Consider the following 15537-nt stretch of genomic DNA (forward strand, 5'->3'; position numbering starts at 1 on the left):
CCTTGTACGGGATCAACAGCACCGCGCTCGGGCGAGGAACCAAGAGGCCCTTCAGCGGCGGAAGGACCACGCCCGCAGGCCGAACGCGAGGACCGCACCGACGCCCGCGGCCACGACCGCCGCCGCCTGTGGCGCGGACTCCGGCGGCAGGAACAGGAGCGGCAGTACGCGTGGCGGCGCAGGCCAGGGAGGCGATCAGAGCGGGCCGGACGCTTGAGCCACCCACGCCCACTTCGGACCGTGACCCCATCTCAGGGCAGGGTCAAGCCGGCGCTCAGACCTGGTAAGGCCAGACGGAGACGCAATCCTGTGGCACACGGACCTCAACCCACAGCCATCGACGCCTTCCGGCAGCGCAGCGCCGGAAGGATCGAACAGGACCAGCGAGTCACCCACTTTCAAGACAGCTCCTCCGTCCTCAGTGCTGCTCAGCTGCCCACGGAGGACGATCCGTTCACCGTCCTCCTCCCGTACACCCTGCCATCATGCCCATGCCCATGCCCATGCACGGGAGACGGAGCGGGGTCGCCGTCCCCAGACATGGGCAGCGCCCCGTCCCGTCGAGGCGTGCTGCTACAGCAGGTTGTATATCTGGAACCCGTTGCCGATCTTGACCGGCTTCTGGAAGGCGGCGCCGGCGTCGCCCGTGCCCGAGTAGCGGTACAGGTCACCGTTGGGCTTGCGCGCGATCAGGTCCGCCCTGTCGTCGGCGTCGAGGTCGCCGACCGAAAGCAGACGGTCGTAGGTGTTCCAGCCGCCGCCGATCTGCGTACGCGCCGCGAACGGGGCCTTGTGGTCGCCGGTGCCCCTGTAGAGCCACAGGACGCCGGCCTTGTCCCGGGCGACGATGTCGGCCTTGCCGTCGCCGGTCAGATCACCCTGACCTGCGAGTTGGGTGTACTGGCCCCAGCCGCCGCCGATGCGCGTGCGCTCGCCGAGCGTGCCGTCCGGGTTGCCTAGGTAGCCCCACAGGTCACCGGCCTTGTCGAGGCCGATGAGGTCGGCCTCTTGGGCTCCACCGAGATTGCCGGGGGACAGGACCGTCGTGTAGATGTTCCAGGCCGTGCCGACGTTCTTGCTGTGGTACTCGAGCCGGTCGTCGATCCAGCCGTAGCTCAGGACCCCGCTCTTGTAGAGGCTCCAGGTTCCGTCGCTGTCCCCGTCCTTGTCGTTGTCGACGTTGATCGAGTCGGCGAAGGCGTCGAAGCTGACCTCCACGTTGTACCGGTCGTCGAAGGCGCCCCGGCGGTTCGGGAAGTAGAGGTAAAGCTCGGTGGACTGCTTGTCCACAGCGTTCATCGCGAAGGTCGGCGTCTCCACGGAACCGGCCGCGCGGGCGAGCCGCCCCGCCCCCTGGACCGGCTTGGTTCGCTGCTCGGCCCGCTGCTGGGCTCGTTGTGCAGCCCCGGCCGGGTCGCCGGAGGCGAAGGCCGTGCCGGCCGCGGCGGCCATCGCCGCAGTGACGGCCGTGGCGGCCAGCACGCCCCGGAGCGCACGACGACGTCGGTCTGTGAACATGAAGATCCCCCCTGGAACATGGGTGTCGGCACAGGTCGGATGCCGCCGATGATCAGAAGCCTCGCACGAGGCACTGACACGGCCCCTCGAGAGAGCGCGGATGTCGGTGCATGACGCCGGTGCCCGCGTTCCCCCGCCATTCAATTGACTGGCACGCTGTGCGCGGGCCTGCCTAATGTGACGGCGCGACCGCGTCCCCCGATGCGCTCGGCTGCGGCTACTTCCTTCCGAAACCAAGTGACGCCGCGGCCACTTCTGATCTCGGGGCGGCGCGGGCGCCTGTGCCCCGCCCGTTCTGCCGCCTCGTCGGACGCCTCGGGTGGGGCTCCCCATTGCCCTTGGATCCGGGGGGATTCCCTGCCTCGCCACACCCCGCGCACGTCGAAGATCTGGTCCGAGATGCTCGTGGCCCCGCACATCTCCGCCGCGGCGGCCCGCACCGCGCCCGATCCCTGGTCCCACCATCACCCCACGCGGGCGGACCAGCTCACTTATGAAGGCGGCCCCGGCTTCGTCCGGGAGCCGCGCGAGGAGCTCTTCCTCCTGGCCGTGGGGAACTTCGTCTCCCAGCAGACTTTCTACGAAGGCGGTCCGGAACGCGACGAGCGGTACACCCGCCTCGTGGGTGAACTCGCCCTCCAGGACCCCACATGGACAGCCGGCCTGCTGCGTTGGCTTCGAGGCGAGGGAAACATGCGTACGGCCTCCCTGATCGGCGCGGCCGCGTACGTCAGGGCACGGCTCTGCGCCGGGTCCTGCGTGGGGCCGTCCAACCGGTCCGTCGTCGACTCCGTGCTCCAACGTGCCGACGAACCTGGGGAGTTGCTCGCCCACTGGACCTCGGCCTACGGGCGGAGCGTCCCACAGCCCGTGAAGCGGGGCATCGCCGACGCCGTGCGGCGCCTGTACTCCTCCCGCTCCCTGCTGAAGTACGACACCGCGTCCAAGGCCTTCCGCTTCGGCGACGTCCTCAACCTCGTCCACGCCACACCCGACCCGGCCAAGCCCTGGCAGGGCGGGCTGTTCCGATATGCCCTGGACCGCCGGCACCACCCGGAGGACGCGGCGCCGCCGCCCGGCGACCGGCTGCTCACCGCGCACCGGACCCTGATGGAACTGCCGGCGGACGAGCGGCGGGCCGTGGTCACCGGGCCGGGCGGCGCCGAGCGGCTGGCCGCGGCGGGCATGACCTGGGAGGCCCTGGCGGGCTGGCTCCAGGGACCGATGGACGCCGCCGTCTGGGAAGCCGTGATCCCCTCGATGGGACCGATGGCGCTGCTGCGCAACCTGCGCAACTTCGACGGGGCCGGGATCTCGGACGAGGCGGCCGCCGGAGTCGCCGCACGGATCTCGGACGCCGAGGAGGTCGCCCGGTCCCGGCAGTTCCCCTTCCGCTACCTGGCCGCCCACCGCCACGCACCCTCGGCGCGGTGGTCGACGCGGCTGGAGGTGGCGCTGGGCCACTCGCTGGCCAACGTACCGGCCCTGATCGGCCGGACCCTGATCCTGGTGGACCGGTCGGGCTCCATGTTCTACGACACCGTCTCGGAGCGGTCCACCCTGACCCGGGCGGACGCCGCGGCCGTTTTCGGCACGGCGCTGGCGATGCGCGCTCAGGAGGCGGACCTGGTGGAGTTCGGATCATCGAGCGCGCAGGTGCCGTTCCGTGCCGGGGAGCCGGTGCTCGACGTACTCAAACGGTTCAACGACCTCGGGGGCACCGACACCGCCAAGGCGGTACGCGCGCACTACCGGGGCCACGAGAGGATCCTGATCGTCACCGATGAGCAGACGGGTCCGCACCTGGGGCGTCGCGGTCCGGCGGAACCGGTCCCGGACGACGTCCCGGTCTACACCTGGAACCTGGCGGGGTACCAGCCCGCCCACGGCCCCGGCGGCCCCAACCGGCACACCTTCGGTGGCCTGACGGACGCCGGGTTCCGGATGATAGGCCTCGTCGAGGCCGGCCGAGAGGCCCGATGGCCATGGACGTCACAGGACCAGGCGGCCGTTTCCATCGGATCATCGGATCGTGGACGGGGGCCGGCTGCGGAACGGTGAGAGTCGGACTCCATCAACGACTCAGATCGAGACGTCGTCGGCCGGCGAAGGCGGGGCGTACGGACGGAGGACCATCAGCGAGCCTTCCAAGGTCGCCACCATGGCGAAAGGGAACCGGTCGACCTCAAGACAGAGTTCGATGTCATCAGGATGGACTCCTTCACGCACCCCCTCCGCCAGTTCGCCGGCTGCGCGCGACGCGGCAGCGCGGCGGACGTACCCGGTGGCGTCCGTCTCCGCCTCGGTGGCTCTCCGAGCGATGTACTCGGCGCAGGCCAGGTCCTCATCGGCCTGCCCGTTCTCGCCCGTGACCACGAACGTGACACCGTCACCCGCGCGCGTCCGCAACACCCGAGCCGTTGCCTCAGCGACCACGAAACCGGCGCACAGCACCAGCGACGCCCCCTTGACCGCGAGGGCGCCGACCGTGCCTGCCGTGGTCTTCTGCACGACGGTCCGTCCGCCGAGGTCGACGGACCGCAGCAGACCCGGCGAGTTGACCATGTCGAACCCGGGCGCGGGCGGACCGTCCTTGAGCGCCGCCCAATCCGGATGGGAAGCCTTGAGCGCCAGGGCTTCGTCCGGCGACTCGGCGAGAACGATCTTCTCCGCACCCCGGGCAAAGGCCCAGGCCGCCACGGTGTAGGCCCGCATGACGTCGACCACGACCGCCACGGGCGGGACTTCGTGCAGTTCGGCGATGCCAAGAAAGCGAGTGTCCATTCCGATCATGGTCGCGCATGCCCGCCCCGAAGTCCCCGGAGAGTGGCGCGCGTCATACCGCCCGGAAGGTCGGCGACCGCGTCCGGGTCGGTGCCGGCTGGAACGCCTACAACAAGCTCGCCACCGTGTCCGACGCGTCCGGCAACGGCACCACCGACCTGATCGCGATCGACGCTTCGGGTCAGGGATACCGGTACGACGGACAGGGCGCGTACGGCGGCAAGTTCAAGCCGCGCGCCTCGCTCGGCGGTGGCTGGAACATCTACAACGAGCTGTTCTGACGGTGACTCGTACCCGCCGTCGGCCGCGGGCCGCCGGGCTGCCGGAGCGGAACCGATCCGCTTTGCCGGACACCGACTCCGTTCGTGACCTTTCGCAGCCGGAGCGACAACTCATTCGCCTGTTCCGTCGTGCTCCGCAACTCGCCCAGAGGCCGCGCCGTGCACCCAGCCCTCCGACTTGTCCGGCAGACGACCCGGCGTTGTCACCGATGCCCCGCCCGTGACCCGTACCGCGTCGTCGTGCCCGGCCGGACGATCTGCCCCGGAGCAGCCTGGGTCTTCAGTCGATCGTCGAACCTGGAGAGTCCATGTCGAACTTCGCCCGGCCGCCGCGCCGTTCGTGCCCGTACGCCGTCACCGCCGTTCTCGTCCTCGCCCTGAACCAGGGGTGGGCGGCCCGGGACGTTCAGCGGCTCGCCACCATCCTGCTCGTACTCGTCTCCTTGATCTGCGTGCTCGGGGAAGGCGGTGACCGGCGACCGGTGACCTGTGACAGCCGTCAGCCGTCAGTGATCGTCGGTCAGGATCGCCGTGCGTCCGGCGTCCAGGGTGACGCCCCGATAGGCGCTGCCCGCGTCGAGGTCCTCGAACGCCTGGATCCGGGAGGCGTCGATGCCCGCCCCGCCCCGCCGGCGCGCCGAGAACTCCGTGGCGATGCGGGGTGTCGCGGGGAATCCCGCATCTCCTGCCACGGCAACCTGGTCGCGGTGGACGGCACCTCTGGCGGCCGGTCGCGTTCCCCTTCGGGGCGGTTGGTCACGTCCTCTGCCTGCATGTGGAGGGCCCTTCGCGACGCCCTGACCGAGCCCACCACCTTGCCGTACGGTCGCCCGTTCCGCCATACAACCCTCCCTCGTGATCATGAGTCTGACCAGGTGTGGCGCAGGGTGCGCCCGGTCTCTCTGGGGGAGGACCCATCGTGTTCCACGACCGAGCCGTCACTCGTCGCCGCTTCACCGAAGCCAACGCCAACGCCAACGTCAACGTCAACGCCGAAGCCGAAGCCGAGGTCGCCGTCGACCCTGCGGACACTGCCCGCACCGCCGTCACCCGCGCCCCGCGCGGCCGACTCGTCGCCGCCGTGACCGCCGTCCTCGCCGTGACCGCCGGCACCGCGCTGACGGCGGCCCCCGCGACCGCCGCACCGACGCCCCACGCGCCCGCGGTACCGGCCGCGGTCCAGGCAGCTTCCGCCGCCCCCGCCAGGGCGCGGGACGGTGTCATCTCCATCCCCCGGACCTCGCGGATCGTCGGAGCCGGGCAGAGCGGGTTCCTGTCCTCCGACCTCCTTACGGGACAGCAGAAGACGGTCTTCCGTTGGACGAACACCGCGACCGGAGTGACCACGGATCTCCCGGATCGGTACAACGGCTACCGCGTCGGCGGTTCCGACACCGTCGCGACCCGTGAGGACGCCACGAGCCGCTACGTCCTCCACGACATGTCGTCGCCCGGCAGCTCCCCGAAGTTCATCGAGCAGACGGACAGCCGTCTCCTGTGGAGGGGGATCGTCGGCAGGACGCTCGCCTTCTCCTCGTGGGACGAGGCGACCCAGAAGGGTCAGCTGCGCCTCATCGGCGAGGGCAACCAGGTCGGCTCGGACCGGCAGGTGACGGGTCTCCCGGCGGACTTCCGGTTCCAGACCATGGAGCCCGTCTCCACCACCCAGATGCTCGTCCGCTACTTCGTCGGCGGTCCTGGCACCAAGAGTTCCCACCTCGCGGTCGTGGACCTCGCCACCGCCTCCGTCGTCGAGCACCGCGAGCTGGGCAAGGCCCCGTCCGACGTGGACGCGACCGCCTCCGGCAACCGATTGGCCTGGGTGGTGGGCACTCCGGCGGGCGGCTACGAGCTGAAGTACGCCGACCGCGGCGGGAACGGGAGCACCCCGGCCGTGACCCTGGCCGACCTGGGGAATGCCGGCGACGCCCACGTCAGCCTCCTGGGCGACTGGGTGGCGTACGCCCCGCTGCCCTACGCGCAGAACTACACCTACCCGTCCGAGCGGTTCGCGTTCAACGCCGTCAACGTCGTCGACAGGACGACCGTGAAGCTGCTCGACCACGCCACGTCCGCCGTCCCCACCCCCGACGGCGCGCTCCTGGTACGCGGTGGCACGCTCGCCCACGGCGAGGGGATCTACCGGATCGCGCTCGGGACGAACGGCGCGCCCTCCGCCACGCTCGTCGCGAGCACCGGCGAGTCCACCGCGCTCACGCTGGTCGGGAAGGAAGTCCCCCAGGTCGCCGAACTCGACAAGAACGGCGGCGCGGCGACGCTCAGTTGGACCCTTTCCCGGTACAACGCCAAGGGGTCCGTCACCCTGCGCCATGTCCGTACGGGGCAGAGCAAGCAGTTCACGTTCGACCTCAACACGCCCCACGGCACCGGCGCCGTCACCTTCCGCTGGGACGGGCTCCTCCCCAACGCCCAGGGTTACGGCGCGCTCGCCCCCGGCGGCGACTACACGTGGGAGCTGGATGCCACGCCGCTCAACGGCATCGGCCCGAGCCTGAAGGAGTCCGGCACCTTCAAGGTAGTCCGCGCGACCAACATGCACGACTACACCGACAACGGCAGTCCTGACCTGCTGGCCCGGGACGCCTCGGGTGTGCTGTGGCGCGACGACACCGTCAAGACGCCGTCCTCGCCGGACACGTACTCCGCCGAACGGGTGCGGATGGGTGGCGGCTGGCAGATCTTCAACCAGTTGGAGGCCGTCGGCGACATCGCCGGAGGCGTCGCCGCCGACCTGGTCGCCCGCGACGCCGACGGTGTCCTGTGGCTGTACGAGGGCAAGGGCGACGGCAACTTCGCCGCCCGCACGAAGATCGGCGGCGGCTGGGGCGGCTACAGCCGGATCACCGGCGGCAGCGACCTCGACGGCGACGGCAGGTCCGATCTGCTCGCCACCGACACGGCAGGCACCCTGTGGTTCCACAAGAGCACGGGGAACGCGAGCGCGCCGTTCGCGGGACGCGTGAAACTCGGCGGCGGCTGGGGCATCTACAACCAGCTCACGGCCGTGGGCAACATCACGGCGAGCGCCGCCGGAGACCTCATCGCGCGCGACACCTCCGGTGTCCTGTGGCTGTACGAGGGCAGGGGCGACGGCACCTTCGGACCTCGCGCGAAGCTCGGCGGAGGCTGGGGCGCGTTCACCCACCTCGTCGGCGTCGGTGACGCGGACCGCGACGGACGCGGCGACCTCTACGCGGTCGGACCGGGGGGTTCGAAGCTCTACGCGGGCACCGGCGACGCGACGGCCCCGTTCAAGCCCCCCGTCACCTCGTCCGTGTACACGGACTTGGATGCGGCCGGCTTCAACACGGTCTTCTAGCAGACGACCTTCCAGCAGACGACCTTCTGGCAGACGGCCTTCTGGCGGACGACACGAAGGAGGCGCGGGCGAGCGCGAAACCCGCCCCTGCCTCCGGCACGTCCGACTGCTGAGGGCTCAACGGCTCCCGAACAGGGCGATGGTGTCCGCATCGGGAAACCGTAGGGCCACCGCTTCGGCGGGTGCGGGCTCAGCGCAGGGTGAAGAGGAGGTTGACCGAGTTGTAGTAGTTGGGCAGGTGCGCCATTTCCGAGCCCGGACGCGGCGGGTCGGCCTTCGGCCAGTTCCGCGGACCCAGCAGGTGGTCGGAGTAGTCGCTGTGCGCGACCCTCGGCACGAACCAGACGCGGTACGCGCCGGATCGCTCCTCCGGTTCGAACCGCCAGAGCTGGGTCGCGCGGTCCGCGCCGGACCGGCAGGGGCGAAGGGTGACCTCGACGACGTTTCCGCCGCCGGTGGTTCCGTCGAGGCAGGTGCCGGTGTCGGCGTTCCGGAGTTGGTGGGTGTTCTTCCAGGCGGGCAGCCGCTGCCATCCCTGGGAGGGTGTGCCGGTGCACTTCTCCAGCTGCACCGGGCCGTCGGAACGGCCGCCGCCCACTCCGACGCACAACCCCGAACCGACGTTGACCAGGGCGTCGCCGGCGGGACCCGTCGAGGGCGATGCCGAGGTCGGTGTGGTGGTGGCCGAGGAGGAAGGGGAGGTCGAGGCGGAGGGGCCGGGTGTCGCGGAGGCGGAGGCGGAGGCGGCCGACGCCGACGCGGGCGTGCCGATGGCCATGACGGCTGTCACCACCGGGAGCGGGTCTCCGGGGGCCGCGGCCGTTCTGGCGGGTACGACGGCCCGGTCGGACCGGTTGTCCTCGGCCTCGGCCGGCAGCAGGGCGACCACGGTGACCGTCGTTCCCGCCACGGCCACCGCCGCGGCCCACTTCACGGTACTGACCTTGGCCCCGGCGAGCTGGGTCCCGTTCAGGGTTCCCGCTCCCGCGGCGAGGTGGGCGCCGTTCTGGCCCAGGGTCGCCAGGAACGAGGCGGGTTTCCACAGCAGGATGCCGCCCAGCAACAGCACGCCCAGACGGCCGTTGACGTCGCGCAGGTCGCGCTCGGCCCGCGCGCAGTCGGCGCACCCCTGGAGGTGGCGGCCCAGGTCCCGGGTGCGGCGTTTGCCCGGTCGGCGGAGCATGGCGGCGATCTGCCCGCCGTAGTGCCGGCACTCGTCGCTCGCACTCTGGTCCAGGTGCGCGCGCAAGTACGCCTCCCGCAAGCCTTCCCGTGCGCGCGCGACCAGCGAGCCGACGCCTCCCGCCGATATCCCGAGGCGTCCGGCGGTCTCCGCCGCCGGCTCGTGCTCGACGACGGCGTGCCACAGCACGGCCTGCCAGCGTTCCGGCAGCGACCGGTAGGCCCGCAGGACCAACGATCCCTCTTCCGCCGAGAAGACGCTCTCCTCGGCGTCCTGGTCGTCCGCCAACTGCGCGGCCCATTCCTCGAAGTCGTCGGACAGCCGCGTGCGGGCGCCCTCCCGCGCCCTTGCGGCCGCCAGGCGGCGCACGCAGACCAGCAGGTACGGCCGCCAGGCGTATTCGGGTCCGGCGCCCCAGGCGACGGCACGGTAGGTACGGGCGAAGGCTTCGGCGGCGAGGTCCTGGGCGGTGGACAGGTCCCTGCAGCAGCTACGCGCGTAGGCGAGCACCGAAGGATGGTGCCGTGTGAACACCTCGGCCATCACGTCGCTGACCTCGGCGTCGGACTCCGAGGTGTGGCCACGCAGCAGGGCGCACAGCTCCCCGTCGGTGAGGCTTCGCAGATGCTGCTGACGGGCAGTACCCGGTGTACTCAACACGTGCTCCTGTTCGGCTTGCTGATGACCCGCAGGGTGGCTTCCGGGGACATCCATCGTGAGGAGGGGTGCGGCGCTGCGCCCGTACCGGAATTTCGCGCAAGTGTGCACGCTCGCAGGGCCGCAAGCAAACGAGTGCGCGGCGACTCCCCGCGCGCACGGTGGCGGCCTGCGTGGACGGACCGCTGGAGGAAGGTGGTCGGACGAACCAGATCCCCGCGCGAACTATCCGGCAGCTCCAGTCAAGTGCCCTTGCCAGCAAGGTTGTTGCTGTCATCAAGCGGTGTCCGCGGGTGTGGCGTGAACGATCGTGATCAAGGTGTCCGCCCCTCGTGCGCGGCGGGAAGGCTCCATGGCACGGGCCACCGTTCTCGGAGGTTCTCCCTCCGCCGCCTCGGAGTCCATCCGGAGGATCACGCGAACCGGAATGCCCGACTTGCCGCGGGGGCGCCGCCGACCCGGAGCAACAGCACCGTCGTCCAGACGTACGGCCCCACGGACCGGACCTGGCCCCGGACAGTGCATCCGTCGGGGAGGAGTCCCGGTGCGGGCGTGAGGCGCAGCCCGTTGCCGGTGCCGAATTCGCTCCCGGGGTCGCCCGCGTCGCGCTTCGCGCGGCCGGGGTACGGGACGACCTCCAGGTCGTGGAAGACCGGCTCACGGGGGAGGTTCAGGGCGCCGGCCGCCTTGTAGAAGGCCTCCTTCGCCGAGAACATCACCGTGAGGAGTCGTTCGCCCGCATGGTCGTCGGTCAGCAGAGCACGCTCCGGCGGTGTGCAGACCAGGGCGGCGGTCTCCGGTGAGAGCCGGCCGACGCGTTCGACGTCCACACCCACGGCCGACACGTCCGGCCGGGTGGTGGCCAGGCAGGTGGCGGCCGCGCCCCGACAGTGGCTGATGGACCCCCGTACCCCGACCGGGAAGCGGGGGCGTCGGGCTTCGCGCAGGACCGGCCCGGAGCGGCCGAGCAGTCGCAGGGCGTCGGCTGCCGCGGCGCGCCCGGCGGCGAACTCACGGCGCCGGGCCGGTGAACTTCCCCGCACCAGCTCCCGCTCCGCCGGATGCATGTCGTACCCGTACCCATCGTCCGTGTGCGCCTCCGTGTCCCCGCCGACGCCTGCCGGCCGCAGGACGGCGAGCACGTCCCGCGCGGGGCGCACGGCCAAGACCCGTATCCCCGCCGTTCCGGAGGAGGAGTCTGCCCTTCCGCCGCGGAGGTGGACTTCGCCCATCTCTCGCTCCCCTCGCTTTTATCGGGCTTTCATGGCGGCGCCCCACCATCTGGAGACCGGACGGACGAATTCGGGTGGCGGCGGCGGAGCGAGGAGGAAGTCCATGTCCACAGGGCGCACGGGTGCCCCGTCACGCGGGCACGCTCCACGACGGCCCGTCGGCGGGTTCGAGACCCAGTTCGTCCCGGAGCATGGTCCTGAGGGCCTGGAAGGCGCTGAGCGCCTCACCACGTCGGCCCGACTCCCGCAGGGACTCGATCAAGGAGTGGTGGAACCACTCGTTGAAGGGGTGCGAGGCGACCAGGTCACGGAGTTCGGGCACGAGGTGGGTGTGGCGGCCACGCCGCATCTCCGCCTCGACACGCACCTGATGGGCCCGGATGCGCAGTTCCTCCAGATACTGGACGTGACCGCTGAGCACCCGCCCCGGGTCCACCGTGGACAGCGCCCGGCCCCGCCACAGTGCCAGTCCCTCACGGCAGGCGGCGACGGCTTCGTCCGGCCGGTCCCGGGCGAGCAGCCGCTCGCTGTCCCGGAAGAGCCGCGTGAACCGGGTGGCGTCCAACTGCTCCGGGTCGATGTCCAGCAGATAGCCGGACCGGCGGGTGTGCAACAGCTGTTGGGCGGGGAGGTCCAACACCTCGTCGAGCTGGCGGCGCAGGTGGTAGACGTGCGTGCGCAGGGTGCTGAGCGCCCACCGAGGGGGCCGCTCGTCCCACAGCTCGTCGACGAGGGCGTCGACCTCCACCACCTGTCCGGCCCTCAGCAGGAGCAGGGCCATCACCTTGTTCACCATCGGGCCGCGCAGGGTGTGGGTGGTGGTGCCCGTGGAGACGCCGAGGGCTCCGAGCACCGAGAAACAGATCTGGCCGGCCACTGCTGCCAGCACCTCCGTCAGTACGCCGGCGACACCGTGCGCATCGCCGTTCACCGGCTGGAATACAAGCACGCGCGCGGCCCGTGTCCGGCGGCTCTGCCCCGCAAGAAGCGCACGGCTGCGCCTAAAGAGACATCCGCACAGAAGGTGGAATCATGACCGAATCGTCGCAGGTGCTCATCGTCGGAGCGGGCCCGGTGGGGCTCGTCACGGGGATCGAACTCCTCAGGCGCGGTGTGCCGGTGCGCGTCATCGACCGCTCCGAACGTCCCAACCCCCACTCCAAGGCGATTGCCCTGTGGCCGCGGGGCATCGAGGCCCTGGCGCGATTCGGCGCAGCGGACGAACTGCACCGGCGCGGCGTGGTGTTGCGCGCCCAGAACTACCACTCACAGGGGGAGCGCGTCGCCCGCCTGGCGTTCGGCGGAATGCGCCGCACGCGCTACCCGTACGCTCTGTCGATTCCTCAGCAGGAGACGGAGGCGGTCCTGCGGGAGACCTTCCGCGGGCTGGGCGGGACGATCGAGTTCGGGACGTCCCTGACCTCCTTCACCCAGGACGGCGTCGGGGTGAGCGCCGAGCTGGAGACGGTGCGCGGCCGGGCGACGGCACGCTTCGGCTGGGTCGTCGGTTGCGACGGCTCGCACAGCAGGGTGCGCGAGGTGCTGGGAGTGCCCTTCCGGGGCAGTTCGTACCCGCAGCGGTTCCTGCTCGCCGACGGCCGGGTGCGTACCTCGCTGGCCCATGACGAGGTCCACTACTTCATGTCGGCCGCCGGAGTGTTGGTGGTCGTGGGTCTGCCGGGTGGCATGTACCGGACGTTCGTGAGCGCGGCCCCCGACCTGGCGGTGGACGACCCCCGTGACGCCGTGCAACGCGCGGCCTCGGAGCGCTGCCCGGTACCGATCGAGCTGATCGGCGAGCAGCGCACCGGTGTGTTCCGGGTGCACGCCAAGGTGGTCGACCGGCTGCGGGTCGGTCGGGTGCTGCTGGCCGGTGACGCCGCGCACATCCACAGCCCGGCGGGCGGCCAGGGGCTGAACACCGGCATCGAGGACGCGGCCTCGCTGGCCTGGAGGCTCGCCGGCGTGTGCGAGGGCCGGTGGGGCGACGAGGCGCTGGCCCGGTGGGAGGAGGAGCGGCTCAGGGTTGCCCGCGCCGTGGTCTCCGACACCGACCTTCAGACGCGGTTGTGGATGATGAGCGGCTGGCGGGCGCGGGCGCGGGACGCGGCGCTGGGGATCGCGGGACGCAGCGGCGTGCTGAACCGCGTCGTCGTACCGCGCCAGGCACAGCTGTCGTTCGCCCATCCGGGGCCGCGGCAGCAGGCCGGCCACCTGCGGACCGGGATGCGTCTGCCGGACGTACCGCTCGACGGGGAACACGGGCGCTGGCTGCGGGAGGAGCTGGCCTCCCCGACCCCGCTGTTGCTGCTGTTCCCCGGAACGGGAAGGCGCCGCAGGAACGTCGAGGGCGTGGCCGACATCTTCAGGAGGTCATACGAGGGCATCCGGGTCACGGTGATTTCCGATCCGAACCATCTCGGCCATTCCTTGCTGGGACTGAACCGTCCGTGTGCCGTTCTCGTCCGACCCGACGGAACGATCGACGCGCTGAGCGACCCGTTTCGTGACGAACTCCACTTGACGGTAAGGGATTTGATCGGGCAATCCGTCCCGGCGCGCTAGTTAGGATGACACGGTGCTTCTTTCAGAATTCTCGCAATTGCCGCTCCCCGCTGTTCTGTTCGCCGACGGAGTATTCGCCCATCCCGAGGGGAAGACCGTCCAGGGGGTGATCCGGCACAGTACGGTGCTGCGCCCCGTGGCGGTCGTCGACCGCTCCCACCCCCACCCGACCTCGGCATTCGTTCTGCCCGGGACCGACATCCCGGTCGTCGGTTCCGTCGCCGAGGCCATGAGGTACGGCCCCGAGGCGTTCGTGGTGGCACTGACCGAGTCCGACTTCGGCGAGTCGCTGGACGGCAAGTTCCTGCATACGCCGAGAGACCCCGGCGACCTGCCGGATCTGTGGTGGGAGGAGATACGCGCCGCCGTTCGCGGCGGCCTTCACGTGATTTCCTGCCTGCATCTGCGACTGCTCGACACGGAACTTGCCGGGATGCTGTCGGAGGGTCAACGCATTGTCGACGTGAGGCGTCCGCACGATGTGCTGCCCAAGTATTCCGGCAGGGTCCCCAGGAAACGTGCCAAGCTGATTCACGTCGCCGGCAGCGACTGTGTCGTCGGAAAGCGCACCACCGCTCTGCAGATACACCGTGAGGCCCTTTCCCGCAGGATCGACGCCGGGTACGTGGGAACCGGCCAGACCTGTCTGCTCGCCGGATGCACGGAGGGAGCGATCATCGACCGGACACCGGTGTTCCAGGCGGCCGGTCTCGTCGAGCATCTGATCCAACAGGCCGACGCCCGCCACGACCTGCTGATCATCAAGGGGCAGGCCTCCGTCATGCACCCGGCGTTCGGCGGTCTGGCCAGTGCGATTCTTCAGGGGTCGCAGCCCGACGCCGTCGTCTTCGCGCACGACGCCGAGCGCGTCTCCCGCTACCACTGGGACCATCTGCCACTCGCCGACCTGGAAACGGAGATCCGCATGGTCGAAGCCCTCGGTGGCGCCCCCGTCGCCGCCATCGCCACCCGCGGACGGGACAACGTGCGCCGCCTGCGCCACCTGGGACTCCCCGTCGCCGACGTCCTGGACGGCGACGGCGCGGCGGTACTGCTGGACGCGGCCCGTGCCGTGTGGTCCGAGGCGGACGACGCCGAACGTGCAGGGGTCGCACGTGCAGGGGTCGCGCGGTGAACGTGGAGGTGCCGCTGCGCGCGGTGGCCGCCTTCGCCGAGTGCCCGACCTGGGACCCGGTCGACCGCACACTGCTGTGGGTCGACATGAACCGCAGCGAGGTGCACCGGCTGTGCCCCGGCGACGGCACCGACACGGTCCTGCGCTTCGAACAGCCCGTCGCCGCCGCCAAACCCCGGGTCGGCGGCGGGCTGGTGCTGAGCATGCGCGACGGTGTGGCGGTGTGCGAGCCGGACGGATCGCTGCGCCCGCTGGCCGACTGGTCGGCCGAAGGGGTACGGGGCAACGACGCGGGCATCGACGGGCTCGGCCGTCTGTGGGTCGGCACCATGGCCGGCCCGTCCGCCCCGGGCTGGCTGGGACGCGTCGACACCCGGGGCGTGACGCACCGCGCGGTCTCGGACACCCGACTGAGCAACGGCATCGCCTGGAGCCCGGACGGCCGGCGGATGTACTTCGTCGACACCCCCACACGCCGAATCGACGTACTCGACTACGACCTGTCCACCGGCGAGGCCTCCGGCCGGCGTCCGTTCGTCGAACCGACCGACACGGCGGGCGTGCCCGACGGCCTGTGCGTCGACGCCGACGGCGGCGTGTGGGTGGCCCTCTTCCGGGGCGGCGCGGTCCGCCGGTACACGCCCCGGGGGATCCTCGACCGGGAGATCCGCTTCCCCGTCGCACTGACCACGGCGTGCGGCTTCGGCGGGGAGGACCTGACCGACCTCTACGTCACCACGGCGCGGCGTGCACCCGAACACGACGAACCGCTGGCGGGCAGCGTCTTCGTCGTGCCCGGTGCGGGCCAGGGCCTCATGCCCACGGCGTTCGCCGGCTGAGGA

The 15537-nt window shown here is 71.0% G+C and carries 12 protein-coding genes; 6 read left to right on the forward strand and 6 right to left on the reverse strand.

Translation table 11 applies throughout. The annotated features are described in order from the left end of the window. Nucleotides 1–573 precede the first annotated feature (573 nt). On the reverse strand, nt 574–1518 hold the full coding sequence (locus ACQEVM_RS35590) for an FG-GAP-like repeat-containing protein (RefSeq protein ID WP_433086341.1): 945 nt from the start codon (nt 1516–1518) through the stop codon (nt 574–576). Nucleotides 1519–1917: 399 nt separating this feature from the next. Between ACQEVM_RS35590 and ACQEVM_RS35595 the strand changes: the two genes are divergently transcribed. Continuing rightward, nucleotides 1918–3579 (forward strand): TROVE domain-containing protein, encoded by a 1662-nt coding sequence (locus tag ACQEVM_RS35595; RefSeq protein ID WP_433086343.1) that lies wholly within the window; start codon nt 1918–1920, stop codon nt 3577–3579. A gap of 21 nt (nt 3580–3600) precedes the next feature. Here the strand turns inward: ACQEVM_RS35595 and ACQEVM_RS35600 are convergent, their stop codons facing one another. Then, a complete protein-coding gene (locus ACQEVM_RS35600; protein ID WP_433086962.1) occupies nt 3601–4302 on the reverse strand; it encodes a 2-phosphosulfolactate phosphatase in 702 nt (233 codons plus the stop codon). A 17-nt stretch (nt 4303–4319) separates the two neighbouring features. Here ACQEVM_RS35600 and ACQEVM_RS35605 point away from each other — a divergent pair, with 17 nt between their 5' ends. Continuing rightward, nucleotides 4320–4583 carry a hypothetical protein gene (locus ACQEVM_RS35605; RefSeq protein WP_433086345.1) on the forward strand — a complete coding sequence of 88 codons (264 nt, stop codon included), beginning with the start codon at nt 4320–4322 and terminating at the stop codon, nt 4581–4583. Between the two features lie 506 nt (nt 4584–5089). Here ACQEVM_RS35605 and ACQEVM_RS35610 read toward each other — a convergent pair. Next, on the reverse strand, nt 5090–5275 hold the full coding sequence (locus ACQEVM_RS35610; protein WP_433086347.1) for a hypothetical protein: 186 nt from the start codon (nt 5273–5275) through the stop codon (nt 5090–5092). 227 nt (nt 5276–5502) lie between these two features. On the opposite strand from ACQEVM_RS35610, the gene ACQEVM_RS35615 reads away from it, so the two are divergent. Continuing rightward, the gene (locus ACQEVM_RS35615) at nt 5503–7923 is read left to right on the forward strand and encodes an FG-GAP-like repeat-containing protein (RefSeq protein WP_433086349.1); all 2421 of its coding nucleotides are present in this window, start codon (nt 5503–5505) and stop codon (nt 7921–7923) included. 190 nt (nt 7924–8113) lie between these two features. On the opposite strand, the gene ACQEVM_RS35620 is transcribed toward ACQEVM_RS35615, so the two are convergent. The 3 genes from ACQEVM_RS35620 to ACQEVM_RS35630 all read right to left on the reverse strand — a co-directional run bounded on the left by ACQEVM_RS35620 (nt 8114) and on the right by ACQEVM_RS35630 (nt 11926). Next, on the reverse strand, nt 8114–9763 hold the full coding sequence (locus ACQEVM_RS35620; RefSeq protein ID WP_433086351.1) for a sigma-70 family RNA polymerase sigma factor: 1650 nt from the start codon (nt 9761–9763) through the stop codon (nt 8114–8116). A 413-nt stretch (nt 9764–10176) separates the two neighbouring features. Further along, nucleotides 10177–10923: a 4'-phosphopantetheinyl transferase superfamily protein gene (locus tag ACQEVM_RS35625; protein WP_433086964.1), complete on the reverse strand. Its 747-nt coding sequence runs from the start codon at nt 10921–10923 to the stop codon at nt 10177–10179. Between the two features lie 202 nt (nt 10924–11125). Then, nucleotides 11126–11926 carry an AfsR/SARP family transcriptional regulator gene (locus tag ACQEVM_RS35630; RefSeq protein WP_433086353.1) on the reverse strand — a complete coding sequence of 267 codons (801 nt, stop codon included), beginning with the start codon at nt 11924–11926 and terminating at the stop codon, nt 11126–11128. 101 nt (nt 11927–12027) lie between these two features. On the opposite strand from ACQEVM_RS35630, the gene ACQEVM_RS35635 reads away from it, so the two are divergent. The 3 genes from ACQEVM_RS35635 to ACQEVM_RS35645 are packed head-to-tail and all read left to right on the forward strand — an operon-like array spanning nt 12028 to nt 15534. Beyond that, complete coding sequence (locus ACQEVM_RS35635; RefSeq protein ID WP_433086355.1) at nt 12028–13560, forward strand: FAD-dependent monooxygenase; 1533 nt, start codon at nt 12028–12030, stop codon at nt 13558–13560. A 13-nt stretch (nt 13561–13573) separates the two neighbouring features. Beyond that, on the forward strand, nt 13574–14695 hold the full coding sequence (locus ACQEVM_RS35640) for a DUF1611 domain-containing protein (RefSeq protein ID WP_433086357.1): 1122 nt from the start codon (nt 13574–13576) through the stop codon (nt 14693–14695). Then, entirely contained in the window at nt 14692–15534 is an 843-nt protein-coding gene (locus tag ACQEVM_RS35645; RefSeq protein WP_433086359.1) for an SMP-30/gluconolactonase/LRE family protein, read from the forward strand. The genes ACQEVM_RS35640 and ACQEVM_RS35645 overlap by 4 nt, the downstream gene beginning before the upstream one ends. The last annotated feature ends 3 nt before the right edge of the window (nt 15535–15537 follow it).

It is taken from the genome of Streptomyces sp. CA-243310 (genome assembly GCF_050936775.1).
Lineage (GTDB): Bacteria > Actinomycetota > Actinomycetes > Streptomycetales > Streptomycetaceae > Streptomyces.

Bases quoted from the DNA above. Each gene is read 5' to 3' on its own strand.
- ACQEVM_RS35605 (WP_433086345.1), top strand. From the start codon at position 4,320: ATGCCCGCCCCGAAGTCCCCGGAGAGTGGCGCGCGTCATACCGCCCGG.
- ACQEVM_RS35595 (WP_433086343.1), top strand. From the start codon at position 1,918: ATGCTCGTGGCCCCGCACATCTCCGCCGCGGCGGCCCGCACCGCGCCC.
- ACQEVM_RS35590 (WP_433086341.1), bottom strand. From the start codon at position 1,518: ATGTTCACAGACCGACGTCGTCGTGCGCTCCGGGGCGTGCTGGCCGCC.
- ACQEVM_RS35635 (WP_433086355.1), top strand. From the start codon at position 12,028: ATGACCGAATCGTCGCAGGTGCTCATCGTCGGAGCGGGCCCGGTGGGG.
- ACQEVM_RS35600 (WP_433086962.1), bottom strand. From the start codon at position 4,302: ATGGACACTCGCTTTCTTGGCATCGCCGAACTGCACGAAGTCCCGCCC.